The organism is Rhizobium sp. Root491 (assembly GCF_001427205.1).
Lineage (GTDB): Bacteria > Pseudomonadota > Alphaproteobacteria > Rhizobiales > Rhizobiaceae > Agrobacterium > Agrobacterium tumefaciens.
In genome coordinates, this window is record NZ_LMFF01000008.1 from 1 (window position 1) to 24,180 (window position 24,180).

The following is a 24,180-nucleotide window of genomic DNA, read 5'->3' on the forward strand; positions in this document are numbered from 1 at the left end:
CCGTCGCGGCCAACAAGCCGCACCTGCAGTTTAGGAGTATCGTCCATGATTTGGTGTCCACCTATTTTTGGTGGACACTTCATGCATCAGAGCACTGCGCTTCAGAAGGTGCACAGAAATTCGCGCTTACCCAATTGCGGCCGTCTTGCAAGCTCGTTTCAAGGTTCAGCCGAAGTAACCCGATATGCCATTCCCAGCGATCGCGGAGCAGTTTCTTTGAAGCCAAATTTTTCGTAGAGTTTGTTCGCCGGAACGTCGGCGATCAGACTGACATAGGCCGAGACGGGCAGCTTTCGCGAGACATACGACATGATTGTCTGCATGATGGTTTTCCCCAGTCCTCGTCCCTGATGGTCGGGATGAACAGCGATGTCGACAACCTGGAAAAAGCAGCCTCCATCGCCGATCAATCGCCCCATCCCGATTGCCGCGCCTCGATGCATGACAACGACCGAGTAAACCGTACCCGTTAGCCCTAACCGAGCAGCCTCTGGCGAAAACGCACTTAGCCCGGCGACAGAACGAAGATGCAGGTACTCTTCTACTGTCGGCAAACGGGACGCGGTGCTGTATTGCGATTGTTCCATCTTATCGGACGCTTTCCAAATTGAGCCCATAAAGTTGCGATTATTTGCCACTCCAAACAGGGTCAGTTGTCAATGGACGTTCAGGACCGAGCTCGACTTCCTCTCCGGGCCGAAGGTCGTCTTCCGCTTCGCGCCTTCATTCCAGTCACAGACACCGTGTTTGCCCGTACCTAAATGCAGACATGGCTTTACATCCCGGTGCTTGCTGCTTGCGCTCGCACGAGCAATCGCTCCGCTGGACGGTTGGGGGAAAACATCCCGCGGCAATTGACGGTGCGAGACGGCTGTTATTCCCCCTATCGGCACAAAAGTTGCCACGGGTGACGATGGCGGCAGTGAAGTTGCCAACGCAGCGTTTGTATGGCACCTCGTTTACATGCCAAATTTGCGAACGACATAAGGATGCGACCGTGGGAGACGAAGTTTGGGGGACGTTAGTCAAAGAATTCTCTGATGTTCCAGACGCGTCGGCCATAACTCGCATCACTGTGCGCCTTGTGATCGCGGCGGTACTCGGTGGGGTTCTCGGGTTCGAACGCGAGAGCAAGGGCAGAAGTGCTGGCTTGCGGACTCACATGTTGGTTGCCGTAGGTGCTGCACTTTTCGTTTTAGGTCCACTGCAGAGCGGCATGCAGATCGGCGATCTGTCACGGGTACTGCAGGGTGTCGTTCAAGGAATAGGCTTCCTCGGCGCGGGTGCTATCATAATCCGCTCGGCGCAGCGGGAGGTAGAAGGGCTCACCACAGCGGCCAGTATCTGGGCGACAGCCGCGATTGGTGTAATGGCCGGCCTGGGAATGGAGGTAACGGCCGTCTTATCGACCGCGATCGTCTTGGTCATTCTCGCAGCGGTGCCTCACATCTTGCCCACGCCATCCGAGACGGACTCAAAGTCTAGTGGGGACGATTGACCGTAGGACGACAGCGAAGATGTTTCGGCCTCAACTACAATCTGTAGCAGGTAGCGCGAAAAGGCTGAAAAGCGCCAAAAACGGTCATGCGACCTGTATTATCGTCGGGATCCCGCGATTGAGGGAGTTGGCGACTGTGCACACCGACCACGCATGATCGATCAAGGCTTTCGGATCGGAGCCGTCCGATGTCTCGCACTTTACAGATAGCACGGCTTTGGTGGCGACCAGCGGTACACCCTCTAGATCAAGTGTCACTGTTACGGCAATTTGTTCGATTTTCACGCCACGTTCATGGGCGACATAGCGTAGGTCATTACAGTAGCAGCCTCCTATTGCTAGAGCGAGCATTTGGCCGCCATTGAAACCGAGACCCAATCCCCCGGCCTTGCCTTCCGGCCGATCGATGACCACCGTATGGCCGCCAGCCCAACCCATCGCTGCCTCAGTGCCGGCGACGTTCCGCAACTCGATGACCGACCGCACCATCACATAACTCCGTCCATGTCTGAGCTTTGCAAGTTCGTGGCAAACGTTCGCGTGGTCAACTGTGTTTTCGAGCCTGTTCTTTAAAAGATGAGGTTTGAGGCCGCTCGGGGCGGCGGCCAATTTGGCGAGAGTGCACCAGAAGCGGCCGTTCCGGCAACGGAGAGTCCAACTTATGGCTGGGTGCCGTTGGAGTTAAGGAATGCCCGCAATTTCGGGAAATGCTACACTTCTGATGTCCACCATCTCGAAGCTAATGAAAGGTTGGCTTGGCTCAATAACGCAGTTTTGGCGGCATCCCGTTGAGCGCCAACTACCACAACTTGTGCGAACCCCCGCCGATTTAGCTCCGATTTTGCGCGCTGTAACAATGCTGCACCCGCATCGTGCCAACGATCTTTAGCAGCAACGCAGAAGTCATCGATCAAAGCGGTCGCCCCACCCGGATCGTATACTTGCGGAGTTGGAAACTCTCGCGCGATAAGAAAACCGACGATCAGTGTGTTCTCAACGGCGACAAGAGACACGTTGTGCTCATCAGAGAACAGTTTTTCAAACCATGAAAGAGTCGAAGCAGCTGAGTTAGCGGCTTTCTTCCAAAAGCGCGGCTCGTAGTTCTCGTATTCTTTGCGTCTTGCTTCGACAAGCTCCACGCACCGGAGCGCATCCTCTTTCGAGGCATTCCTAATTTGCATCTGGCTAACCTTGTGGCTGCATTCATCTGCGATGGCAGCCAGTACAGTGTGGCGAAACACCTCTGTCAACATCTGCTATGGGCCAACGGACGACTTGGCGCGGAAGCGCCAATTGCGGACATATAGCGTGCTGGAAAGAATGATGAACTCAGCTCAGCGATAAGCCTTCTTCAAGTATGGACTGCTTCACCGCATCCCGTTCTTTTACGCGTTCATACCAGCCTCTGAGCTTGAGAAGATCGTCGAAATGGATATCTGCACCATAGTATGACTTCAGCCATGACGCTTGTCCCCAGCTTGTCAGAGCGAACAGATATGCATCGGCGACCGTGAAATTCTCGCCCATCAAAAAACGCTGCGATGCCAGCAAATTGTCGATCCATGCGTAGCGCGTTTCCAGCTTCGGCGTTGCTGTCTCGAGATATGCACCCGCCTGTTTCGCATAAAGAAGTGGAATGAAGCCCTTGTGGATTTCGGTCGATAGGAAACTCAGCATCTCCTGCAGCTTGTAACGCTCGAAAGTGCCGTTGGCGGGAGCGAGGCCGGATTGAGGCTTCAGATCGGCCATGTATTGGACGATGACTGGCCCCTCGAAAAGCATCGCGCCGTTCCCCACGTCCAGGGCCGGAATGTAGCCATTGGGATTGATGTCGTAATAGTCTTGGCCCCCTTCAGTCTTATGATCTTTGAAGTTCACCCTGACAAATTCGATATCCAACTCCAGTTCGTTGGCAACGATGTGTGGTGAGAGCGAGCAAGCGGCGGGCATGTAGTAGAGTTTCATTAGTCGTCTCCTGGATTTCAGTGCCTCGCGACATGTTGCACGAGGACCAAAATCCACTTAGTTGACGCGGTAGAGAAATGTAAGAACGCAAAATAATGTCATCTAGGTACATAAATTATACCGGTTTTCAGGAGGTGCGAATTTGAAAGACACCGTCACCGGTTGTTCCGTTGAGCTCGCAATGCATCTGCTGGGCGGAAGATGGCGTTTGCTAATCGCATCCTATCTCATCGATGGTCCAAAACGGTTGAACGAACTCAGGAGGCTCATACCGGGCATTTCTCAAAGGATGCTGAGCCTAGACCTCCGTGCATTGGAGGACGCCAGCTTGATTGCCAGAACCGTTTACCCAACAGTTCCCGTAAACGTGGAGTATGCGCTCACCGAAGAAGGACGCCGTCTGGGTAAAGTTGTCGCAGTCGTTCAGGAATTCGGGCTTTGGCTGAAAGATAGGAATGCAAGCTGACCTGATGTACGCTTCGGGCGGGGAACTGCCCTAATGCAAAGCACCAAGTGCGGTCGGGAATCTATCGGACGCGGGGAACTACCGGATTTTCAAGAAAGCCGCGCCGGAAGGCTCTTGCAACAACCACGCCCAGTCCAAATCCCGATATCAATCTTGCTAGCAAAAGATCAGGCAATGAATAGGACGCCAGCCAATAAAAGGTTCCAAATGCCAAGAACGATGTTGCGACAAGGCTAAGCTGGCCGTCTGTTGCTGGCCGACGAAAAGCCACAGAATGAAACCCAGCGACGCCCCCAACCAAGCATGGCAAAAACTGACCGAGAGTTATCGTTGGCTTCGCCGTAAGCGTGTCCAGATGGCAAAAGATGAACGCTAACAATCCGGTGCCAAGTAACTGCAACAATACGGCTCCAACCAGGCGTGTTCTGACGGAATATTTGGGTTTTGAGTAGCGAAAATATGTGACCAAGACGCCCTCCTTTGACGTGGTCGCGTTCGATGGGCCGCGACCGCCTTAAAATTCGTACAACCTCAACTAGAGTTGAGGTCAAGGGGCAATGGCACAAGAGTCAACCTTTTGGCAGAGTGTCCGACGGGCGAGATGAGAGGTTTGCTTGTCAACTATTATGAGGACTAAGCGACTGCTTCTTAGGGAAGTCGAGAAACAAGACCTAGACGCGTTGAGCAAGATTTACGCCGACCATGTATGCATGAAATTCTATCCAAGCACCAAGTCGTCATCGGAAATCCGGACTTGGTTTCAGGAGCTTTCATTCGACAGCTACCTCAAGCACGGCTTCGGCCTTTGGGCAGTAGTTGACCCTTCTTCTGGACAGGTCATCGGCGACTGTGGGATTACTCTCCAAGAGACCCCTGAAGGCACCGAACCGGAAATTGGTATCATCTGTGGCGTGGCTTCTGGGGGGACGGCTTTGCTACTGAGGCTGCGACAGCTTGTCGGGGCCATGCGCTGAACACCCTTGGCCTGGGCAGGGTGGTCAGCATAATAAGCCCCGAAAATATACCGTCGCAGAAAGTCGCGGAAAAAGTCCATGACCGAATGGAGGTCTACCAAAAACGGCTCCAGAGCAGCGGGCGCATCGTAAATCGATACCTGTATATTAGCCAAGCTCAATGACCACTACGGGCCAACTGCGGTCTTCCGCTTCGCGCCAATTGGGGTCATCGCATAAATTCAAGGAATGCCTGTTCTAAGGTATATGGCTTACGTCCTCCGAGCAGAAATGCTTAATACCAGGAATGACAGAACCTACACCCGAACAAATCGAAAAACTTGCTACCGCCTTTGAGCGCTTTACCCGTCGTTTCAAGGTCGCGGAGGCAGCGGCCGTTATGCAAAACTCGCTTAACCCCCTCGACATTCAGGCGCTCCTTTTCATTGATGAGCATCCCGAGTGTAATCTGGGGGATGTAGCTCGGCATCTTCAGGTCGCGCTGACGACAATGTCGTCTTCGGCCGACCGGCTGGTCCGTCGGGAGATGATTGAACGGCAGCGGCCAGAGGCAAACCGCAGGTCGGTGGCTTTGACGATCACGGACAAGGGGCAGCAAGTGGTCGCAGGCTATATCGATGGATATCGAGCCTCCTGCAAAGCGATGCTGCGGGCGCTTGATACCGTTGAGCAAACCGAATTTCTGAGGATTACCCAACAGATCGCAAAATACGAAGGTTGAATATTACGAATATCGTAGTATGTCTCTGACATCGGAATGATCAGGGACGTCATCATGACCCACACACCGCCCACTGCACTCGTCACAGGAGCAAACAAGGGTATTGGCCTCGCCATCGCACGGCAGCTTGGCGCAGCCGGACACACGGTCTGGCTGGGGTGCCGAGATATGTCACGGGGTGAGATGGCAGCTTTCGAACTGAGAGAAAACGGGGTTGACGCCCGTGCAGTGCAACTCGATGTTACGGACGAGGCGAGCGCGTCCAGTGCCGCCAAAACTATCGAGAGTGAAGTCGGGCATCTCGACGTTTTGGTCAACAACGCCGGGCTCATGTTTGGTTCGCCTCCCTCTCTTGCCAAGGAGTCAATTGACGAGATTCAGCAAATGTTCAACACCAACGTTTTCGGGGTGATGCGCGTCACTCAAGCCTTCTTGCCGTTGTTGCGCAAATCGAAGGCGGCCCGGATCGTAATGATGAGCAGCGGCCTCAGTTCGTTGACGGATGCCTTGGACATGCGGAGCGAAACATGGACGGTCGGTTTTGGCGGATACTGCGCCTCAAAGACTGCACTGAACATGTTGACCGTCAAGCTTGCGAAGGAGCTTGATCGGGAAGGGATCAAAGTGAATGCGGTAGACCCCGGCCTGACATCGACTGATATGACAGGCAACGGACCGGGGCACTCACCTGAAGATGGCGCACGCCCCGCATTCGCTCTAGCAACGACGCACGCATATGGACCGACAGCAGGGTTCTACGCTTGCGCTCCATCAGGCGAACTTGTGCAAAAGAGTTGGTGAGACGCATTCAGCGATTATGGGATGCGGGCCGACTGGTTCCGCATCTCAATGTCTCCTTCGGGCGGATTCGTTGAAAAACTCGCTGGATTGGCGGCTCATCCGCCCTTTCAGGTCTTCAGACGGAGCAGATATGCGATAACGCCTCGCGTCACAGCGCGAGGTGTCGATTAACGCCGCCCTCAGGCGGCAATGGCGATGTGTGGTGGCCTGAGTTTGGCCAGCCTCCCGAGGTTTTGTGCGGTTGCTGCAAGCAGGAATTCATCGCGTGCGCCGCACGGTCCTCGAAGTCTCAATCGCGCCATCCACAGGATGCGCTTGAGGTGTGCAAAAAGCATCTCGACCTTTTTTCGGCGATGCCGTGACTGCACGTAGTCAGGTGTCGTAGCAATCGCTCGGGCGACATCACGGGCATCTTCGTTGAGATCGCGCGGCACTTTGCGCATCGGCATACTCGGGCAGCAGCGAGACTTCAGTTCGCAGCGATCACAATCTTTCTTGCTGGCGCGGTAAAGCCGTGTGCCCGCCGCCGTGATCCCTGATCGAGGCGTCGCATAGGTTCGATGGAACTGCTTCAACTCCTTACCTGCCGGGCAGATGTAGCGGTCATTTTCGCCTTCCCATGAGAAGTCCGAGCGGGAGAAGGTGCCATCCGTCCTCTTCGACTTATCAAAGGCCGGAATGTGCGGCGCAATTTTCTTGTCCTTGACCAGCCATGCCAAGTTGTCGGCGGAACCGTAAGCGCTGTCAGCAGCCAGATAGTCCGGCTTCAAGCCGAAGCGGTTCTCGGTCCTTTCGAGCATTGTGCGGGATGCTCCGACTTCTGCCTGGCGGATCGCACGCGTCGCCTCCACATCGACAATGACACCATGATCGTTGTCGATCAGGTAATTGGTGGCGTAGGCGAAGAAGGCGTGGCCTTTGTGAGCACCGGTCCATTGGGCGGCCGGATCAGACGGGGAGATGAACTTCGGTGTAATGGGCGACGCAGCACCGAAAGCGGCATCATCGAGAACAGCCAGATACTCCTGGACCGAGCGGCCAGCGTCTTCCTTTGCTTCCCACTCAGCTCCTGGGACCGAACGCTGCTTGTTGGCATCCGCAGCAATAAGGCTGGCATCGACTGCAAATCCTTCCGCGCGAACCAACCCTTGAGCGAGGCAGCGTTCCACTACCGTCTCGAACATGTGCCGCAGGATATCGCTTTGCCGGAACCGGCCGTGGCGGTTCTTCGAGAAGCTGGAATGATCCGGGACCTTTCCGTCCAGACCAAGGCGGCAGAACCAGCGATAGGCGAGATTAAGATGGACCTCCTCGCACAGTCGGCGTTCCGAGCGGATACCCATGGAATAGCCGATGATCAGCATTCGCATCATGAGCTCGGGATCAATGGAGGGGCGACCGGTGGCGCTGTAGAAAGGTTTCAATTGTGCCCGGACACTGTCGAGTTCGAGATGGTGGTCAATCCCACGCAGCAGGTGGTCTGCCGGAACGTGATCATCAAGGCAGAAGTCGTAGAAAAGCTGCGCTGGAGCTGTCTGGCATCCCATCATGACTCAATCCTCCGCAAATCAATGCAACGATTGAATCACGGCGTCCGGGTGCCGACAACGCCTGGTCCGACAAATAGAGTGGCGGTTGAACTGGATCGTTGTGAAGGCTGGTCCGGTGCGTATGTTACACCAGTTAATCTGACATTCGGAGGCCCGCTTGAGTAGTGACCGCTTTTATAACGACCTCTTTCTGTCAGAGATATATGATGCTTGGCATCCACGCTCAACTCGCGACGATTTCGACTTCTACCTTCCCATCATCATGAACGCAGGTTCAGTGCTTGATATAGGATGTGGAACAGGCTCACTTCTACACGAGGCCAGAGAGGCTGGGCACCTCGGCGACCTGTGTGGGATCGACCCAGGCGTAGGAGTCCTATCTCGTGCTCGGGCTTTACCGAATATCGATTGGGTACTAGGCACGCTTCCCCAGCCTGAATGGAACAGCAAGTTCGAGCTGGCTGTCATGACTGGCCATGCCTTCCAAGCCATCAATGCCGATAAGGCTGTGGGTCAATTCCTCTCAGACATACGAGACAGCCTGGCTGACGGTGGACTTTTTGCTTTTGAGAGTCGAAATCCCTTAACTCGCCCGTGGCAACAATGGACACCTGAGCGTCCTGCCTTGGTCTATTTGAACGATCATAGCTTGGTGAAGATCGTCACGACCGTCACGTCAGAGTTCGACGGACGCACGATATCCTTCAGGCACGACTTCTCCGGCGACCATCCAAGCCTGCCTTTGAGCAGTGAAAGTACCTTGCGCTTCCATCACGCGGACGAGCTTGCGGCGCTCCTGGCTAAGCATGGGTTTGCCATAGAGCAGCGGTACGGCGACTTCCAGTCAGGACCTTTTACGGAGAAGAGCCCCGAGATCATTACGATTGCAAGACGACGATGAGCGGGCCCCGGATGGCGAAACTGCCGCAACATTCGCCCGGCTAGATCATCGAAAGAGTTTTTCAACAGTATCGGCCGACAGGAGACGCTCTGCCGCAAGAAGGGTCGCCGTCGGCTTTTCCGTCATCCCCGTTGCTCGGTTTCTTGCAGTTTTTCTCTGAGTGTATGTTGAATCTCACATCCTGCGCTCGGTACTCTTAAGTGAGCTGGAGAGCCCGGAAACGCGACTGGCCTCACGCTGCTGCAAGACATGCCGGGATTCGGCCAGTATCTCACGATACCTTTGGATCTTGGTTGCTTTCATCCTGAATAGGTCGTCGACTGATACCGTTGCCTGCTGCACCGGAAAAGCCACTTCGTTTTCCAGAAGGTCGAGCAAAAGGTTTCGCATCACTGCGTTTTCTTCTCGAAGTTTCGTGAGCTCAATAGCCTTACCACTCGACTCAAATTTCCGTGCGATAGCTTTGTCAATATCGTGTTCGACAAGCAGAATCTTGGCGGCATAGTACCGGCAAGCAAAGAATGCTGTGACGAGCGCGCATAACGCGATGACAATGTAGATCATTTCGACCTCCAGGTTATCCTGAAAGTCGATATTCGGAAGCCGGATTTCAATACGCGATTCACTCGGCAAACCAAAATGGCTCCTCTTTGATGAGGAACCGGGGCCGTAAACGTATCAAGTTCATCGTGATTGAAACGGTGACTGTCAGTCGCTTCAATCTTACATATTTTGGTTTCTTGTTACCTTAGCAGGTACTTCGCCTTCCTCACGGGGTATGCGAGAGGCTCACCATTTTCCAAGATGAAACCCATACGGTACATGCATCTGCGCATTTCGGGAGAGCCATATGCACCTCCATAAATACCGACGGGGTGGTATGATGGGAAAGATTCAAAACTGCATCTGTCGAGTGCTGACCGATAGGCGATCTCACGTACGTAGTCACCCGTCACCGGAACCGTACCGTAAAGATGCCATTGAGTACGTGCTTCCGCGACTGCTGCCGTGAGGGTAACGCCCAGAATCACGCTTAGAGCCAGCTTGAGTTTCATGACACGCCTCCAAATAAACAATTATGACGAGCAACGGAGATTTCGTCCGGTTTGTTCCCTCGCTCAGACGCGTTTGCGCAGTTGTGGTCTCGTCGCCCTCACGGTCGGAGTACATGCCACTTGCTTTTCATCTTTGGACCAACTCGGAAGTGACGTCAGCTTTGCGCCTTCGTACCGGCTATTCAGATCAGTCCCGCCATCTCCTGAAATAAGACGTAAGCAAAAAGTCGTGGCGTCGTTTTTGTCAGGGACAGTCTAGCAAAATTTGGCAACACTACATTGTTGCCGATTCTCTACATTCCCAACCAGCGCCAAGCAAAAACCCCGCCGGGGATGGCGGGGCCGATCACGCCGTTTAGATGCAGGATTTAAGCGACAGCAAGTGCTTTCTCGATATCCTGCACAGAATGGCCAGTCAGATCTTTATCCAGTTCTCCAATAAGAACGTCCGACAACGACTTATGGTAGCCCTTGCGCATCTCACCCAGTGTGCGCGGTGCCGCGATAATCACCAGACTTTTAATCTTGCCCTCAAGCACCTGCTTGTTCAGCATATCCGTAACACCCGCACCAAACCCGTCTTCGTCTTGCTGACTATCGTCGGGATTAGCCGAGCTACTGGAATGTCGGGCGCCGGAAGAGATCTTCGAGCTGTCGATCGCCGGATCTGGCAACGCTGTCAGATTGACAGTCGCCGCATCTCCGTCGTTCCGAAAAAGGCTAAGCTTTTCGCCATCGGCAACGGCAACGACCGTGTTCTGCGGAAGGTTCATGATGATCTCCTTGGTGAGCAGCTCGAGCCCAGATGACCGACCCTGCTTGTTTCTGTCAGAAAATAACCCCGCTACAGACCATCCGTTCCGCAGCCGGCCCGACAAAACTACAGGATTGGCGTATCGCCGTGATCAGTCGCCCCAGCCAAATGCTTGATGGCCTGCCTCGCGCCATCGCTGTGGCAGAGGGTCAGTCGAGGCTGCTGTACTAGGCACATACCCTTGGAACGAGCTCGGCAGTATGCGTCGGCAGCGAAAATCTTCCGCGACAATGCTGGTGAGCGGTACGGCACATGCCGACCCTCTAATCTAAAACGGCGTCCACATTTAATACTGTATAAAACATACTTGGTAAAATCACGCATTTCCGGTCGCCGCGGCACCGCCAAGCGCGGCAAAAACCTGCGGGGAAAACTCAAACTGTCGAGCCGTTCCTCGTCCCATTGAGTTTCTTCCCAGCGTTTCTGTAAGGATGCCCCGTCGGACCAAGAGTTCAATGGTTTCGATCACCCCACCACGCGTCATACCGGTAATATCAATTACATTTGAGAGTGTTAACTTCTGATGCGCCTGGTGCATCAGATAGAGAATATTCATCATGCCGATCTGCTTGATGCGCGACTGCGCCGATTCACCATCGATCGGCTTCTCCAGGATTTCACGCACCGCAAATACGGACAAGGCCTGACTCTGCCATCTTTCACTTAAATTGCTTGCCATCGTTTTAACTATCTATTATTTGCATAGTCAAATAATTGAGACGAGTCGCCGTTCAGTTGAGGCGGATATTTAGGATGACGGAGGGTAGGGGGCATGAAGGGCCTTTTCTTTCGAATGATCATAGCAGCGTCAGGGTTCGTTTCACTCTATCCCATTTCGGAGCGAAGCGCTCGTGCCGACGAATGGGGGTGCCAGGTTATCCTGTGCTTATCCAATCCCGGCGGTCCGACCCAGTATGGCGAATGCAGGCCGCCCGTCGAGAAGCTTTGGAGGTGGTTGGCAAAAGGGCGTTCGTTTCCAACTTGCGCGGGCGTAGGTTTTCAGACCTCTCGCCCTCTTTACGAACCATATTACTGCAACGCTGGCTACCGCTTATCTGCTGGCTACGGTCCCAGCGGACGTGACGCGACGTGCATTTCCACGTCGCTGCAAGCCGTGAGCGATAGCTTTTGCCAGCGAGATCGAGACGGTGGCGATCCGAACAAAGGCTCTGTCACGTCACCGAGGTGGCAAAGGGTAGACGGGCGATACCAATGCCTGGCCAATACCGTGGCGCGACCCCTGGTCCGCGAGAAACCTCGATACGTCGATGTGACGATTGAGGGCGTCGGCACGCAGAGGGTGTGGTTCTGACATGCCCGTTGTCTTCTCAGATCTTGCGCAGACCTGCGCACCCTTCGTTGCATCGGAGGCGCTTGCGGGTGTGGTCAGCCCCGAAAGCCGGTTCGCTCTGTTCACCATCAGGATCAACAGCCGTGCACCGCTCGGGCGGCAACCTGCGACCAAGGCCGATGTAATCGAAGTCGCCGCATCCTCGGAGGCAACATGCCATGACATACACATTGGTCCCGACGGGGTCGGGCCGGAAGAACTGCGGAGATTGAACCTCTCGATACCAGCCGCTTTCGCTCGCTGCCTTAACCTGAATGCTCCAGCGACGCCATCCGACGGCTATTGCTGCCTCTCGGTGAAGGTGGGTGCTGACAGTCCCAAGGCCGAGCAGGTGCTGCAATCCTGCTATGGACGTGACGATCCGTCGGTCGGGGGCGTGGTCAACTATGGCGATCAGGTTCGCCGCGAAATCGAACGGCTCGGACCGACAGTGGCTCGATTTACAATCGGCGACACGGGAAAAGGGTTGCAGACAAACGTGTCGGCGAATTCTTCCCAAGCAGACGTCGTTGCCGAAGTGGTGGCGGAAAACACTCCGGGGGAAGCACACGCGATTTCGGCGGCGTCCGCGTGGGACGTCTTCAAGACCCGAAGACGTTCATCCGTCCTGGTGTTTCAAGACAATCAATTGGAATTGGAGCAGAGTGAATGACAACTAGTTCCCGGATCAGACCCGTCGTCGCTTCGTCCGTCATGGCTGCCGCCATTATAGTGACGATGGTTGAGCCCGCCTTCGCGCAAGCCGCCGGTATCGAAACCGTCCTGCAGAACATCGTCGACATGTTGACGGGAAACATTGCTAAGCTTCTCGCCGTGATTGCGGTCATCGTCATCTGCATCGCCTGGATGTTTGGTTACATGGACCTGAGGCGAGCGGGCTTCTGGATCATCGGAATTGGCGGCATCTTTGGCGCCACCGAACTCGTCAACACCATCGTCGGAGCCTGAAGATGGTGGGCGGACAAACGGTTCTCGAAGAAGACACACTCTTCATCGCGTGTACGCGTCCCGCGATGATTGCCGGTGTCACGATGGAGGCGATGGGCTTCAACATCATGGTCACGACGATCCTCTACATCGTCGCCGGATCTATCGCCTACGCGTTCGTCGGCATCGTTTTCCATCTCATCTTCAAAGCGCTCGTCAAGCACGATCACAACATGTTCCGCATCCTGCTCGCCTGGGTCGAGACACGCGGCCGTTCACGCAACGGTGCCTATTGGGGCGGGGCAACACTTTCCCCTCTGAGACTGACACGCCGCTTCGACGAAAGGGATATTGGAATTGCCTGACATCGCCACCCTTAGATCACGTGAACTCACGCCAGAGGCTTTTATCCCTTACGTGCGGCACATCGACGAGACGACAATCGCGCTCGAGTCCCGGACACTCATGGTCATGGTCGCGCTCGCAGGCGTATCGTTCGAAACTGCTGATCTGCTCGACATCAACGCGCTCCATCGCGACCTCAACACGCTCTATCGAAATATTGCCGATGAGCGGCTCGCGATCTGGACCCATCTCATTCGGCGCAGGGATAGCGACTATCCGGGCGGAACGTTCGCAACGCCATTCTCCGCCTCGCTCAACGAGAAATACCGGGAACGCATGGCGCGCGAGCACCTTTTCCGCAACGATCTCTATCTGACCGTCCTTTGGTCGCCAGCGCGTGGCGCTGCGGACAAGGCGGGGAAGCTGCTGTCGTACCTTCGACGGTCAAAACGACTCGATATGGAGCTGGATGAAGAGGCTCTGAAGCAGCTTAAGGACAAAGTCGTCAACGTAGTGGCGGGCTTGAGGCGCTTTGAGCCACGGGTCCTTTCTCTTTACGAACAGGAAGGCATGCTCTTCTCTGAACCGAGCGAGGTGCTGCACCAGCTCGTCGGCGGGAGGCGTGAGCGTGTGCCGCTTACCGAAGGTCGCGTCGCCTCGGCAATTTACTCTGATCGCGTAATCATAGGTCGGGAAACGATCGAGATCCGGCATGAGGCAGAAAGCCGCTTTGCCGGCATGCTGAGCTTCAAGGAATATCCAGCCCGCACCAGGACAGGCATGCTGGACGGAGTTCTAAACAGTCCGTTTGAGCTCATTCTCTCACAGTCGTTCTGCTTTGTGTCGAAGGCGGACGCTCGCGTCATCATGGGGCGTAAGCAAAACCAGTTGGTGAGCAGCGGCGACAAGGCGGCTTCGCAAATCGATGAACTTGACGATGCGATGGACGACCTGGAGTCCAACCGCTTCGTGATCGGCGAGCATCACCTGACACTCTCCGTCTTTGCGACCACGTTAAAGGAATTAACCGACAATCTGGCAAAGGTTCGCGCCAGCCTGACCAATGGCGGGGCTGTCGTTGCGCGCGAGGATCTTGGTCTCGAAGCGGCATGGTGGGCGCAACTTCCGGGCAATTTTCGTTACCGCGCGCGCTCAGGCGCGATCAGCTCGAAGAATTTCGCAGCATTGTCACCGTTCCATTCCTATCCGATCGGACAGAAGGACGGCAATGAGTGGGGACCCGCCGTCGCCCTGCTCAAGACCGCTTCAGGCTCGCCCTACTACTTCAATCTCCATTATGGCGATCTGGGCAACACCTTCATGTGCGGTCCGTCGGGAGCGGGCAAAACCGTGATTGTCAATTTCATGCTGTCACAGCTCGAGAAACACGACCCGCACGTGGTGTTCTTCGACAAGGATCGCGGCGCGGACCTTTATGTTCGCGCCGCCGGAGGCACCTATCTGCCGCTGAAGAACGGGGTCCCCACCGGCTGCGCTCCCTTAAAGGCCCTCAACCTGACGCCGGAGAACAAGGTGTTCCTGGCGCGCTGGATCGGCAAGCTTGTGGGGTCAGGGGCGCGGGAACTGACTGTCACCGAACTTCGCGACATCTCCGGCGCGATCGACGGCCTTGCCGACCTGCCCGCTGAGCGACGGACAATAGGGGCGCTGCGGGCTTTCCTCAACAATACCGATCCGGAAGGTATCGCGGCGAGGCTCCGCCGGTGGGAGGAGGGAGGGCCGCTCGGCTGGGTCTTCGACAATGTCATCGAAGATATCGGATTTGGGGATTTCGGCGGATCAAGGAAGTTCATCGGCTACGACATGACCGACTTCCTCGACAACGAGGAAATTCGCACACCGCTGATGGCCTATCTCTTCCATCGCGTCGAGCAGATGATCGATGGCCGCCGGATCATCATCGTCATCGACGAATTCTGGAAGGCGCTACAGGACGAGGGGTTCCGCGATCTTGCGCAAAACAAGCTGAAGACCATCCGCAAACAAAATGGGTTGATGCTGTTTGCCACGCAAAGCCCACGCGACGCGCTGAATTCGCCAATCGCGCACACGATCATCGAGCAATGCCCGACACAGATCTTCCTGCCCAACTCGCGCGGCAACCATGCCGACTATGTCGATGGATTCAAGCTCACCGAGCGCGAATACGAGTTGATAGCGCGCGAGCTTTCCGTTGAAAGCCGGAGGTTCGTGTTGAAGCAAGGACACAACAGCGTCGTTGCCGAGCTCGATCTCAACGGCTTCGATGACGAGCTCGCCATCCTCTCCGGCCGGACCGCCAATGTCGAACTTCTCGACGCGATCCGCGCGGAGGTTGGAGACGACGTCGAGAACTGGCTTCCCATTTTCCAACAGCGAAGGAGTGCTAGCTGATGACTTCCTATCGACTTCATGGCGTACTGCTCAGCGCGGTGCTCATGCTTGCTGCTGAAGGCGCGTCAGGGCAGGGGATTCCTGTCAACGATCAGGCTGCGATTGCCAAGCAGATCGAGAGCATCGCGCAGCTCAAGTCGCAACTCGACGCGCTCAATGAGCAGATCGGCCAAGCTCGGCAGCTTTATGGCTCGCTCAACAAGCTGACCGATATGGCGGATGTCGCCGAGGTTCTCAACGATCCGGCGATCCGCAAGGCGCTTCCCTCCGACTTCGCTGCCATCGAGGGATTGCTCAAAGGCAACGGCACCGGCGTGTTTGGTGATTCCGCCTCAAGGTTTCTGGAAGGTAACTCGACCTACCGCACTGACGCCGATGATTTCTACGCTCAGGAATTGTCCCGGCTTCAGAACAAGAATGCCGGGCAAATGAGCCTTGGTGAGCAAATCTACGATGCCGCGACCAAGCGCATCGACGGGATTGATCAACTGCGGGGAAAGATTTCCACGGCTGGCGACGCCAAAGAGATTGCCGACCTGCAGGCTCGGCTGCAGGCCGAACAGGCATTTCTTCAGACCGACGTCCTGCGGATGGAGGGGCTGAGGATGGTGCAGCAGGCGCAGAACCAGGTCGACGAACAGCGCAAGGCGGAGGACTGGCGCCAACGGATGGACAATATGAAGGCGGCGCTGCAGTGAAGTGCACCCTCATCGTCCTTTCCCTGGTGCTCTTGTCGGCTTGTTCGCAAGAGGCGGAGCGAACTCATACGGTGGACGAGTTCGTCGCCGACACCGAATTGCTGTCCCGTACGATTCCGAGTGCCGCAACAACCCGGGTGCATTGCGCCAGACGCCCAATTGCCAGAACGCGGAAGCGGCCGAGGTTAAGCTCCGGCTCCAGAACATGCGCAAGGCATTGGGAGGCTGACCAAATGTACCAGGTGTTTGAGTTTATCGACGGTCAGTTCAAGCGGCCGTTGGAGACTTTCGTCTCGGATGGGACGTCGAACATAGCCCAGTGGGTCACCGGTCCGTTGACGGTGGCAGTGACCCTCTACGTCGTCCTCTACGGCTATCTCATCCTTCGGGGCTCGGTCCAGGAACCTATCCTTGACTTCGCCTTCCGCGCGATGAAGCTCGCGATCATAGTGATGCTGGTGAAGAACGCCGGCGAATATCAGACCTACGTCACAAACATCTTCTTCGATGTTTTGCCACGCGAGATCGCTCAGGCGCTGAATTCAGGTACGGCGCCGAGTGCCAGCACCTTTGACAGTCTGCTCGACAAGGGCCAGGCCTCTGCGACCGATATCTGGACCAGGGCTTCCTGGCCGATTGACATCGTCACAGGTGTGGGCGGCATCATGGTGATCGGCGTCAGCTTTCTGGTGGCGGGGATCGGTTATGTTGTTTCCCTTTATGCACGGTTGGCGCTGGCGATCGTCCTGGCGATCGGGCCGATTTTCATTGCGCTTGCCATGTTTCAATCGACGCGCCGTTTTACCGAGTCCTGGATCGGGCAGCTCGCAAACTTCGTGATCCTTCAGGTCCTTGTCGTTGCCGTCGGTTCGCTTTTGATCTCCTGCCTGGACTCGAGCTTCACCGCAATCGACAGCTACAGCGACGTCCTTATGCGCCCTATTGCTTTTTGCGCCATCGGGATAGCTGCCCTGTACATATTCTACCAGCTACCTGGCATTGCATCGGCGCTGGCGTCTGGCGGCGCCTCGCTGGTCTATGGTTACACGACCGCACGCGATGCGCATGAAGGCATGCTGGCCAGAGCAGCCTCCCACACCGGCCGGATGATCGGTCGCGGTGCTCGGTTTGCCCGCCGCGCCTTCGGATCAAGAAATGCCGGCGTATGACACCCATTCCAGAACATTAGATAAAGGCCTGCTGAATGATTAAGCCTGCCCTGTTGATCATCTTTTCAGCCACGCTTGTCGGCTGCGCTTCGATGACCTACCCATTGCCGAACTGCGACGGCTATTCGCGCCGCCCATTGAACCGCTCGATGTGGGACTGGGAGGGCGGCAGCAAGCTGAAACGGGAGCAATCCAACACGAGTTCGTCCACGTCCCTCACACCTTTCGTTAAAGAGGCCAGCGAGACTTCCGCTTTTGCGCATCTGGACATCGACGGTTCCTATCGCCGCTGTGAGGGATGAAACATGGTGACGACAGATAATCTCAAGAGCTACTTCGACAAAGCACGTCGTTTCGACCAGGACCGGATGATCCAGGTCGAGCGATCAAACAGGATTGCCTGGTCGATCGCCATAGTTTCAGGCATTGTCGCCGCTGTAGCCGTCTTCGCGGTCGCGTGTCTCACACCCCTCAAGACGGTTGAACCCTTTGTGGTGCGCGTCGACAATTCGACCGGCATTGTCGACGTCGTGTCAGCGCTGACATCGACGGCTGGCACCTACGATGAGGCGGTGACGAAATATTTCGCTGCAAAATATGTCCGGGCCCGCGAGGGTTACGTCTGGAGTGAAGCACAGGAAAATTTCCGCACCATCGCCCTCTTGTCGACGCAAGCGGAGCAAACGCGTTTCGCGGCCCTCTACCGTGGCAGCAACCCGCAATCGCCCCAGAATACTTATGGTCGCGGGGCTACAGCAAGGATCGATATCGCTTCAATCTCCCTCATCAATCAGAATGTCGTTTCCGTACGCTACATGCGAACCATCACGCGTGGCGAGGAAGTACGAACGACCCATTGGGTTGCGTCGATCACCTATTCCTACGCGAACGCTCCGATGTCCTCGACGGACCGGCTCGTAAACCCGCTCGGCTTTGTCGTCAGCGAGTATCGCGCTGATCCGGAGGAGGTGAGATGATGCGCATCCCTCGAATTCCTGCACTCATCGTGACCCTTTCGATGTCGCCGGCGTTTGCGCTTGAGATCCCCAGAGGTGCCTCGCAAGACAGTCGTGTCCGGTTCGTGAACTACCAACCCTACAACATCACGCGGGTGGTCGGTACTCTGCGGTCATCCGTACAGGTCGAGTTCGCGGCGGACGAGGAAATCGCCCATGTCGCGCTCGGCAACAGCGTCGCCTGGGAAGTTGCGCCGGCCGGCAACATCCTGTTCCTGAAGCCACGCGAGAGCCAGCCGGTGACGAATATTTCCGTGGTTACGACGCGCAGGGACGGCTCGACCCGCAGCTACCAGATTGAACTGACGGCGCGCGACGGCTCCGTAGAGGCTGGTCAAAACACCTACTTCTACGTGAAGTACAGGTATCCAGGCGATGACGCCGAGCTTCGCCGCCAACAGGCAGCGTCGAGGGCTCTCGCGGCCCAGGCGAAGGACGCCGACAATGTGCTGGCACTTCACGAAGCCTATGGCCCTCGAAACTGGCGCTATTCTTCTCAGGGATCGCAGGCACTGGAGCCGCAAAGCGTCTACGACAACGGCAAGATTACGACGTTCGCCTTTGTGGGTAACCAGGAAATGCCCGCGATCTATATGGAGAACTCCGACGGCTCCGAAAGCCTTGTTCCGAAGTCGGTCGATGGAGATCTGGTGATGGTGCACGCGATCAGCCGCAAGTTCATCCTGCGTCGGGGCAGGGATGTGCTTTGCGTCTTCAACGAAGCCTACGACCGCGTCGGTATCAATCCTGAAACCAACACAACGTCTCCTTCGGTGGAGCGCGTCGTGAAGCGCGACGTTACCGGGCAATAGGGAAGGGAACAGTCATGGCTCAGGATGACGAGGATCGCATCCCCGGAGAGCGTGCCGAAACCGTCACCAGTCGTCAGGTCGACAACAACCCTCTCTTGAAACGCAGCGCTGTTGCCATTGCGATCATCGCGTTTGTCAGCTTCGCGCTTTGGTCGACGACGGGAAAGAAGGGAAGGGATGAAAATCTTCAGCCCGAACGGATCATTATTCGTCAGACGACCCCCTTCGAGGCCGCAAAAGAGAAAGTTGAACCGGACCAGGCGCTCCCTGAAGTAAAATTGCCAACGCCTGTCGTCGAACCGGTCATTGAAGTGCAGGACAAGCTGCTCGATTCCGCCCGTCGCGCCCCCGTGATGGCCTTCAGTGGAGGACAGAGGAATCGGAAAGAGCTGAGGGAAAGCGACAGCTCTTATCCTTCCGACAACAGCAATTTCGTGCCGCTCGACAACAATATGACTGTTCAGAACCAGCAAAACAATGAGCAGCAGCGCTTCGATGGCCTGCTGCGGCCAACGCGGCTTGAAGGCTCAAGGGCCGGTACACTCGGAAACCGCAATTTCATCGTCGCGATGGGAACGTCCATTCCCTGCGTTCTTGAAACCGCGTTAGAATCCGACCAGCCGGGATTTACCACTTGTGTGATCAACCGCGATGTTCTCTCTGACAATGGCAGGGTGGTCTTGATGGAAAAGGGCACGCAGGTTGTCGGCGAATATCGTGGAGGGCTTCAACGCGGGCAAAAGCGCCTGTTCATTCTCTGGAATCGCGCGAAAACGCCGAAGGGCGTTATCGTCAGTCTCGCATCACCAGCAACCGACGCACTTGGTCGTGCCGGTGTCGACGGCCATGTCGACACCCATTGGTGGGAGCGGTTCGGCAGCGCTCTTCTGCTTTCCATTGTCGGGGACGCGACGAACTATGCAAGCAGTCGGCTGCAGGACAGCGATGTTGACGCGCAAAACACAACGAGTGCCAGTCAACAGGCGGCCGCCATCGCGGTCGAGCAGTCCATCAATATCCCGCCGACACTCAATAAGCACCAAGGTGAACCGGTTTCGATCTTTGTCGCTCGCGATCTCGACTTTTCCGGCATCTACGGTCTTCGGGTGACCGAACCCAGAAACCGCGTTTTCGATCGTGCGGTCCTGGGGGATTTCGCGCCACGATCGACGCTCCTAACGAAATAGGGCGCGAAATGTCAGAGAGGCAGGAATCGGCTGTCGTCAGCGAGCTGTTGAAGCCGTTTTCGACATTCCTTCAGGACAAGTCTCTCCTAGAGGTGATTGTCAATCGGCCCGGGCAGGTGTTGACGGAAGGTCCCGGTGGGTGGCGGACCTATGAAATGCCGGAACTGACCTTCGAAAAGCTCATGCGTCTCGCCCGGGCAGTCGCAAGTTTTTCCCATCAGTCGATTGATGCGACGCGTCCAATATTGTCGGCGACGCTACCCGGGAACGAACGAATCCAGATCGTCATCCCCCCGGCGACCATCAATGACACTGTCAGCATGACAATTCGCAAGCCTTCCTCGGTCGACTTCAGTCTTGATGATCTGGAGGAAAAGGGATTTTTCCAGACAGCGTGCGCAGCGACCAGTACCTCCTCCTCCGCGCAGGATGAGGAACTGTGCGAAACATATCGTGCCGGCCGTTTTAAGGATTTCCTGCGGCAGGCCGTCATCGCTCGAAAAAACATCATCATTTCTGGCGCCACAGGTTCGGCGAAAACGACACTTTCCAAAGCATTGATCAAGCATATTCCCGAAAACGAGAGGGTCATTTCAATCGAGGACACTCCCGAGCTCGTTATCTCACAACCGAACCACGTGCGCTTGTTCTACTCGAAAGGAGGGCAGGGGCTTTCGCGTGCCGGACCGAAAGAGCTTCTCGAATCCTGTCTTCGTATGCGGCCGGATAGGATTCTGCTTCAGGAGCTTCGCGATGGGACGGCCTTTTATTATATCCGGAACGTGAATTCGGGCCATCCTGGCTCAATAACCACGGTCCATGCGAACTCGGCCGAATTGGCTTTTGAGCAACTGGTCCTGCTCGTTAAGGAGTCGGAGGGCGGCGCAGGCCTGGACCGGGCCGACATCGTGGCTTTTTTGAAGGCGAGTATCGATATCGTTGCTCAGTGCAGGCGACACAAAGGAAACTTTCGGCTGTCTGAGGTGTATTTCAGGAGTGAGCGTCGAGCCAAGGAATAGCAAACTGAGCGATTCACGGAGTTCCGAGGTGCGGATTGTGGCCCTGATGTTTCTTGTTGGGTGTGTCTCCGTAAAGAGCGCCGAAAGCAGCACGGTAACCGTGTAAGTCGATAAGCGTAGTACACCTTACGACAACTCTGACGTATGCCTGCAAGATCCTCGTTGTCACTCATCCATGGGGTGTCGATCACAGATCAGGCGACAGCGGACAATATGCGGTCGGACAACCGCTTACAATACATCAAGAAAACAGTCTAAAGCGGCGAGGAATCTTGACTGGCCAGCCAGTCCAATCCAGTGAAGCCATCCATAACGTTACCAGCTTCATGCGCCGGGGCGAATTTATCGCCCGCTTGGCGCCGCAGCCGGAGACACAGGCGGCTGCTCGCGGAAAATCGCTTCCAAAGTAGCTAAAATACGCCGCACGGCATCGGAATGGCTGAAATAGTAGATCACCTGCGCTTCACGGCGGGTTTGTACGACGTTTGCATTGCGCAGCTTGGCGAGGTGTTGCGACAAGGCTGATTGGCTGAGGCCAACCCGGTGTGCCAGCTCACCAACCGGAATTTCGGCGTCAACGAGAATCCGCAGTATTGCGAGCCTTTTCGGGTTTTCCATCGCCGCTAAAAGCTTGGAGGCCGAAATAATTGATTGCTCATCCAGACATCTCTGTATCAAATCCGTATCCAAACCACTTTATGTCGCGGACGTTTAGGCCATAATCCTTGGCTAAGCCATTCGACGTGAACCTTTTTTAGAGGTTTAGAGCCGCGACCGGTAAGGCGCCAATGTTTATAATTAAGAATAGTCGAAAACTCTCACTCTCAAAAGGCGCGTGAAGCCGATGAGCCACCTGTAAAGTGCAGGTGTGTTTCTGAGGTGCAATTTTTTTGCGACTATTGCCAGCGTGCCGGACAAATGTCCTCTGTACCGTTCACTAGACATTGAGAACGTCTTCGGCAACGCAGAGGCTGATTGCAAGCATGACTGATTACGACCTAAATGGAGCAATACCCTCGGTTGATTCCCAGATCTAAATGATGTCGCACCGTTGCTTATTATAGGGACATATGATGCCATTTCAGGTGATTTGAGTTGGTACCTAATGCGCTTTTTATCACGTCAACCTGTGTTGGGATGTGCGGGAAATGTCGGACGGGCTGTACAAAAAGCTCAAGATCTCGTCGAGAGATATTGGGGAAGTCGAAGAGTATCTGAGTGAGGCGTATGCTCCCGTCGCTGTCATGCCACTGGGCTCACACGACAACTACGGGGTCACCGGTCAACTGGCCGTAATCGATGAAGTATTCTTCGAATGGTCGGCGACCATAGGCTCGTATCGCGTTACTCCCATTGCGATGTTCGACGCTGTTCTGTTTAATTTCGCGAGCAAGGGAGCAACCGAATATGACTTCCGGGGTGAAAGGCTATCGATTGCGGCTAATCAGGTCATTGGCTACCGGCACGCCGATAGCGTGGATGTCCTTGATGGTAGCGAACATTCAACAGTCGTTATCTCAGACGCTCTATTATCAAGACGCATGTCGATATTGCTCGATCGACCTGTGGTTCAGCCGATCGAATTTAGCAAACGCGCTCTGGATCATGGCAAACTCGAAGGGCTTCCGGCTCTTGTTCAAATGCTGAACGGTTCACCATTACAGGGAATTGCCAGGTCATTGAATAAGCAGTCTCCGAGTATGGGTAATCTGATCGTTGACAGTTTTCTTCTAAACTATCCGAACAACTACACGCAAAAACTTGAGGCGCCTGTGCCCGTCATTGCTCCACGACAGGTCCGTCGAGCGATTGATTATATCCATGCGCACCCAGCGGCTAGAAGCTCTCCTGAACTCTTGGCGGGCCTGAGCGGGGTCAGTGTTCGTTCTTTACAATATTCCTTTTTGAACTGCGTGGGACAAACAATAAGTGAGTATCAGCTTGCTCTGCGCCTTCAAAAAGCTCGCGACGAGATCGATCGGAATAAGGATCGGTCCGTAAAGGAGATTTCTCAGACGTGGGGATTTGCAACCCAAAGTGCCTTCACCCAGAGCTTCAAAAAAGCATTTGGGGTTAGCCCATCTCAACACCGGAAGGGCGAACTTTAGGCGCTGGATCGTCCATGGCATTTATCCGCCTCGTTTTTCGGCGTGGCAATGGCGTTGCAGGATGTGTGACATCAGTCAAGCATAACCATCTGAGCCGCCACCTGCTCCTCGAACAACTTCGAGAAAGAGGTGATGGGTGCCGAAACGATTGCGCTTCTAGTAGCTCATTCAGATAGTCAGGTGATGTTCATTTACGTTGAAACGCAAGGCGGTATGCATGGATCGAAGCTTGCCGGGTCATTCAGGGACAGATGGCCAACCAAGGGAGTGGAAGATGAAGCTCTCTGGCATCGATTGGGATCGCACTAGTCGCGTAAGCGCGATTTTCGATGCGCCTAGACGGCCTCTTCAGGCGTAATCGCGCACGGGTTCTAGCGGTACCTAGCTTTATTGGGCATTTGCCCTGGAG

At 55.4% G+C, this 24,180-nt stretch carries 27 protein-coding genes and 2 pseudogenes; 20 read left to right on the forward strand and 9 right to left on the reverse strand.

The features are described 5' to 3' along the window. Positions 1-158: 158 nt before the first annotated feature. Positions 159-587, reverse strand: a complete 429-nt coding sequence (locus tag ASD46_RS10570; protein WP_026330850.1) for a GNAT family N-acetyltransferase — start codon at positions 585-587, stop codon at positions 159-161. Positions 588-913: 326 nt separating this feature from the next. Between ASD46_RS10570 and ASD46_RS10580 the strand changes: the two genes are divergently transcribed. After that, complete coding sequence (locus tag ASD46_RS10580; RefSeq protein WP_003517293.1) at positions 914-1,498, forward strand: MgtC/SapB family protein; 585 nt, start codon at positions 914-916, stop codon at positions 1,496-1,498. An 84-nt stretch (positions 1,499-1,582) separates the two neighbouring features. Here ASD46_RS10580 and ASD46_RS10585 read toward each other — a convergent pair whose 3' ends face one another. From ASD46_RS10585 to ASD46_RS10595, 3 genes are all read right to left on the reverse strand, one after another. After that, positions 1,583-1,987 (reverse strand): OsmC family protein, encoded by a 405-nt coding sequence (locus ASD46_RS10585; RefSeq protein ID WP_003517291.1) that lies wholly within the window; start codon positions 1,985-1,987, stop codon positions 1,583-1,585. Positions 1,988-2,208: 221 nt separating this feature from the next. Next, on the reverse strand, positions 2,209-2,751 hold the full coding sequence (locus ASD46_RS10590) for a GNAT family N-acetyltransferase (RefSeq protein WP_060642217.1): 543 nt from the start codon (positions 2,749-2,751) through the stop codon (positions 2,209-2,211). A 76-nt stretch (positions 2,752-2,827) separates the two neighbouring features. Beyond that, on the reverse strand, positions 2,828-3,463 hold the full coding sequence (locus ASD46_RS10595) for a glutathione binding-like protein (RefSeq protein WP_060642218.1): 636 nt from the start codon (positions 3,461-3,463) through the stop codon (positions 2,828-2,830). 142 nt (positions 3,464-3,605) lie between these two features. Between ASD46_RS10595 and ASD46_RS10600 the strand changes: the two genes are divergently transcribed. The 4 genes and pseudogenes from ASD46_RS10600 (at position 3,606) to ASD46_RS10620 (ending at position 6,425) form a co-directional block, all read left to right on the forward strand. Beyond that, complete coding sequence (locus tag ASD46_RS10600; RefSeq protein WP_060642219.1) at positions 3,606-3,929, forward strand: winged helix-turn-helix transcriptional regulator; 324 nt, start codon at positions 3,606-3,608, stop codon at positions 3,927-3,929. Between the two features lie 626 nt (positions 3,930-4,555). Next, positions 4,556-5,067 (forward strand): annotated as a pseudogene (locus tag ASD46_RS10610) (GNAT family N-acetyltransferase). A 122-nt stretch (positions 5,068-5,189) separates the two neighbouring features. Then, positions 5,190-5,624, forward strand: a complete 435-nt coding sequence (locus tag ASD46_RS10615) for a MarR family winged helix-turn-helix transcriptional regulator (RefSeq protein ID WP_060642220.1) — start codon at positions 5,190-5,192, stop codon at positions 5,622-5,624. Positions 5,625-5,678: 54 nt separating this feature from the next. Next, positions 5,679-6,425 (forward strand): SDR family oxidoreductase, encoded by a 747-nt coding sequence (locus ASD46_RS10620; protein ID WP_076846174.1) that lies wholly within the window; start codon positions 5,679-5,681, stop codon positions 6,423-6,425. Between the two features lie 179 nt (positions 6,426-6,604). Here the strand turns inward: ASD46_RS10620 and ASD46_RS10625 are convergent, their stop codons facing one another. Beyond that, entirely contained in the window at positions 6,605-7,975 is a 1,371-nt protein-coding gene (locus ASD46_RS10625; protein ID WP_060642221.1) for an IS1182 family transposase, read from the reverse strand. Between the two features lie 157 nt (positions 7,976-8,132). Between ASD46_RS10625 and ASD46_RS10630 the strand changes: the two genes are divergently transcribed. Continuing rightward, positions 8,133-8,876 (forward strand): class I SAM-dependent methyltransferase, encoded by a 744-nt coding sequence (locus tag ASD46_RS10630; protein WP_060642222.1) that lies wholly within the window; start codon positions 8,133-8,135, stop codon positions 8,874-8,876. Positions 8,877-9,050: 174 nt separating this feature from the next. Here the strand turns inward: ASD46_RS10630 and ASD46_RS27355 are convergent, their stop codons facing one another. From ASD46_RS27355 to ASD46_RS10650, 3 genes are all read right to left on the reverse strand, one after another. After that, positions 9,051-9,440 carry a hypothetical protein gene (locus tag ASD46_RS27355; protein ID WP_162701195.1) on the reverse strand — a complete coding sequence of 130 codons (390 nt, stop codon included), beginning with the start codon at positions 9,438-9,440 and terminating at the stop codon, positions 9,051-9,053. Between the two features lie 859 nt (positions 9,441-10,299). After that, a complete protein-coding gene (locus tag ASD46_RS10645; protein WP_019565720.1) occupies positions 10,300-10,704 on the reverse strand; it encodes a host attachment family protein in 405 nt (134 codons plus the stop codon). A gap of 357 nt (positions 10,705-11,061) precedes the next feature. Beyond that, positions 11,062-11,424 (reverse strand): transcriptional regulator, encoded by a 363-nt coding sequence (locus ASD46_RS10650; protein WP_013637404.1) that lies wholly within the window; start codon positions 11,422-11,424, stop codon positions 11,062-11,064. 93 nt (positions 11,425-11,517) lie between these two features. On the opposite strand from ASD46_RS10650, the gene ASD46_RS27745 reads away from it, so the two are divergent. From ASD46_RS27745 to virB11, 13 genes and pseudogenes are all read left to right on the forward strand, one after another. After that, positions 11,518-12,057, forward strand: coding sequence for a hypothetical protein (locus ASD46_RS27745; RefSeq protein WP_060642225.1), 540 nt, complete (start codon positions 11,518-11,520; stop codon positions 12,055-12,057). Position 12,058: 1 nt separating this feature from the next. Further along, positions 12,059-12,748: a hypothetical protein gene (locus ASD46_RS10660; RefSeq protein ID WP_060642226.1), complete on the forward strand. Its 690-nt coding sequence runs from the start codon at positions 12,059-12,061 to the stop codon at positions 12,746-12,748. Continuing rightward, entirely contained in the window at positions 12,745-13,044 is a 300-nt protein-coding gene (locus ASD46_RS10665; protein ID WP_060642227.1) for a TrbC/VirB2 family protein, read from the forward strand. Before ASD46_RS10660 ends, ASD46_RS10665 begins: the two co-directional genes overlap by 4 nt. A 2-nt stretch (positions 13,045-13,046) precedes the next feature. Next, complete coding sequence (locus ASD46_RS10670) at positions 13,047-13,388, forward strand: type IV secretion system protein VirB3 (protein WP_013637408.1); 342 nt, start codon at positions 13,047-13,049, stop codon at positions 13,386-13,388. Further along, positions 13,381-15,762 carry a VirB4 family type IV secretion/conjugal transfer ATPase gene (locus ASD46_RS10675; RefSeq protein WP_060642234.1) on the forward strand — a complete coding sequence of 794 codons (2,382 nt, stop codon included), beginning with the start codon at positions 13,381-13,383 and terminating at the stop codon, positions 15,760-15,762. Before ASD46_RS10670 ends, ASD46_RS10675 begins: the two co-directional genes overlap by 8 nt. Next, the gene (virB5, locus tag ASD46_RS10680) at positions 15,762-16,460 is read left to right on the forward strand and encodes a P-type DNA transfer protein VirB5 (protein ID WP_025591466.1); all 699 of its coding nucleotides are present in this window, start codon (positions 15,762-15,764) and stop codon (positions 16,458-16,460) included. The genes ASD46_RS10675 and virB5 overlap by 1 nt, the downstream gene beginning before the upstream one ends. Then, a pseudogene (locus ASD46_RS27750) lies at positions 16,457-16,689 on the forward strand (EexN family lipoprotein). Before virB5 ends, ASD46_RS27750 begins: the two are co-directional and overlap by 4 nt. 4 nt (positions 16,690-16,693) lie before the next feature. Further along, positions 16,694-17,629, forward strand: coding sequence for a type IV secretion system protein (locus ASD46_RS10685; protein WP_060642228.1), 936 nt, complete (start codon positions 16,694-16,696; stop codon positions 17,627-17,629). A gap of 35 nt (positions 17,630-17,664) precedes the next feature. Continuing rightward, the gene (locus ASD46_RS10690; protein WP_060642229.1) at positions 17,665-17,931 is read left to right on the forward strand and encodes a hypothetical protein; all 267 of its coding nucleotides are present in this window, start codon (positions 17,665-17,667) and stop codon (positions 17,929-17,931) included. 3 nt (positions 17,932-17,934) lie between these two features. Beyond that, positions 17,935-18,606: a virB8 family protein gene (locus ASD46_RS10695; protein WP_003517248.1), complete on the forward strand. Its 672-nt coding sequence runs from the start codon at positions 17,935-17,937 to the stop codon at positions 18,604-18,606. Then, complete coding sequence (gene virB9, locus ASD46_RS10700) at positions 18,603-19,457, forward strand: P-type conjugative transfer protein VirB9 (protein WP_162248386.1); 855 nt, start codon at positions 18,603-18,605, stop codon at positions 19,455-19,457. Before ASD46_RS10695 ends, virB9 begins: the two co-directional genes overlap by 4 nt. A gap of 14 nt (positions 19,458-19,471) precedes the next feature. After that, positions 19,472-20,644 (forward strand): type IV secretion system protein VirB10, encoded by a 1,173-nt coding sequence (virB10, locus tag ASD46_RS10705; RefSeq protein ID WP_060642230.1) that lies wholly within the window; start codon positions 19,472-19,474, stop codon positions 20,642-20,644. 8 nt (positions 20,645-20,652) lie between these two features. Continuing rightward, entirely contained in the window at positions 20,653-21,663 is a 1,011-nt protein-coding gene (gene virB11, locus ASD46_RS10710; protein ID WP_060642231.1) for a P-type DNA transfer ATPase VirB11, read from the forward strand. A 342-nt stretch (positions 21,664-22,005) separates the two neighbouring features. Here virB11 and ASD46_RS10715 read toward each other — a convergent pair whose 3' ends face one another. Further along, complete coding sequence (locus ASD46_RS10715; protein ID WP_025591476.1) at positions 22,006-22,326, reverse strand: ArsR/SmtB family transcription factor; 321 nt, start codon at positions 22,324-22,326, stop codon at positions 22,006-22,008. A gap of 485 nt (positions 22,327-22,811) precedes the next feature. On the opposite strand from ASD46_RS10715, the gene ASD46_RS10720 reads away from it, so the two are divergent. Then, positions 22,812-23,771 (forward strand): AraC family transcriptional regulator, encoded by a 960-nt coding sequence (locus ASD46_RS10720; RefSeq protein ID WP_060642232.1) that lies wholly within the window; start codon positions 22,812-22,814, stop codon positions 23,769-23,771. Positions 23,772-24,180 lie beyond the last annotated feature (409 nt).

Bases quoted from the DNA above. Each gene is read 5' to 3' on its own strand.
- ASD46_RS10665 (WP_060642227.1), top strand. From the start codon at position 12,745: ATGACAACTAGTTCCCGGATCAGACCCGTCGTCGCTTCGTCCGTCATG.
- ASD46_RS10580 (WP_003517293.1), top strand. From the start codon at position 914: ATGGCGGCAGTGAAGTTGCCAACGCAGCGTTTGTATGGCACCTCGTTT.
- ASD46_RS10625 (WP_060642221.1), bottom strand. From the start codon at position 7,975: ATGATGGGATGCCAGACAGCTCCAGCGCAGCTTTTCTACGACTTCTGC.
- ASD46_RS10615 (WP_060642220.1), top strand. From the start codon at position 5,190: ATGACAGAACCTACACCCGAACAAATCGAAAAACTTGCTACCGCCTTT.
- ASD46_RS27745 (WP_060642225.1), top strand. From the start codon at position 11,518: ATGAAGGGCCTTTTCTTTCGAATGATCATAGCAGCGTCAGGGTTCGTT.
- ASD46_RS10650 (WP_013637404.1), bottom strand. From the start codon at position 11,424: ATGGCAAGCAATTTAAGTGAAAGATGGCAGAGTCAGGCCTTGTCCGTA.
- virB11 (WP_060642231.1), top strand. From the start codon at position 20,653: ATGTCAGAGAGGCAGGAATCGGCTGTCGTCAGCGAGCTGTTGAAGCCG.
- virB10 (WP_060642230.1), top strand. From the start codon at position 19,472: ATGGCTCAGGATGACGAGGATCGCATCCCCGGAGAGCGTGCCGAAACC.
- ASD46_RS10690 (WP_060642229.1), top strand. From the start codon at position 17,665: ATGATTAAGCCTGCCCTGTTGATCATCTTTTCAGCCACGCTTGTCGGC.
- ASD46_RS10620 (WP_076846174.1), top strand. From the start codon at position 5,679: ATGACCCACACACCGCCCACTGCACTCGTCACAGGAGCAAACAAGGGT.
- ASD46_RS27355 (WP_162701195.1), bottom strand. From the start codon at position 9,440: ATGATCTACATTGTCATCGCGTTATGCGCGCTCGTCACAGCATTCTTT.
- ASD46_RS10645 (WP_019565720.1), bottom strand. From the start codon at position 10,704: ATGAACCTTCCGCAGAACACGGTCGTTGCCGTTGCCGATGGCGAAAAG.
- ASD46_RS10570 (WP_026330850.1), bottom strand. From the start codon at position 587: ATGGAACAATCGCAATACAGCACCGCGTCCCGTTTGCCGACAGTAGAA.
- ASD46_RS10660 (WP_060642226.1), top strand. From the start codon at position 12,059: ATGCCCGTTGTCTTCTCAGATCTTGCGCAGACCTGCGCACCCTTCGTT.
- ASD46_RS10720 (WP_060642232.1), top strand. From the start codon at position 22,812: ATGTCGGACGGGCTGTACAAAAAGCTCAAGATCTCGTCGAGAGATATT.
- ASD46_RS10695 (WP_003517248.1), top strand. From the start codon at position 17,935: ATGGTGACGACAGATAATCTCAAGAGCTACTTCGACAAAGCACGTCGT.
- ASD46_RS10585 (WP_003517291.1), bottom strand. From the start codon at position 1,987: ATGGTGCGGTCGGTCATCGAGTTGCGGAACGTCGCCGGCACTGAGGCA.
- virB9 (WP_162248386.1), top strand. From the start codon at position 18,603: ATGATGCGCATCCCTCGAATTCCTGCACTCATCGTGACCCTTTCGATG.
- ASD46_RS10590 (WP_060642217.1), bottom strand. From the start codon at position 2,751: ATGTTGACAGAGGTGTTTCGCCACACTGTACTGGCTGCCATCGCAGAT.
- ASD46_RS10595 (WP_060642218.1), bottom strand. From the start codon at position 3,463: ATGAAACTCTACTACATGCCCGCCGCTTGCTCGCTCTCACCACACATC.
- virB5 (WP_025591466.1), top strand. From the start codon at position 15,762: ATGACTTCCTATCGACTTCATGGCGTACTGCTCAGCGCGGTGCTCATG.
- ASD46_RS10670 (WP_013637408.1), top strand. From the start codon at position 13,047: ATGGTGGGCGGACAAACGGTTCTCGAAGAAGACACACTCTTCATCGCG.
- ASD46_RS10685 (WP_060642228.1), top strand. From the start codon at position 16,694: ATGTACCAGGTGTTTGAGTTTATCGACGGTCAGTTCAAGCGGCCGTTG.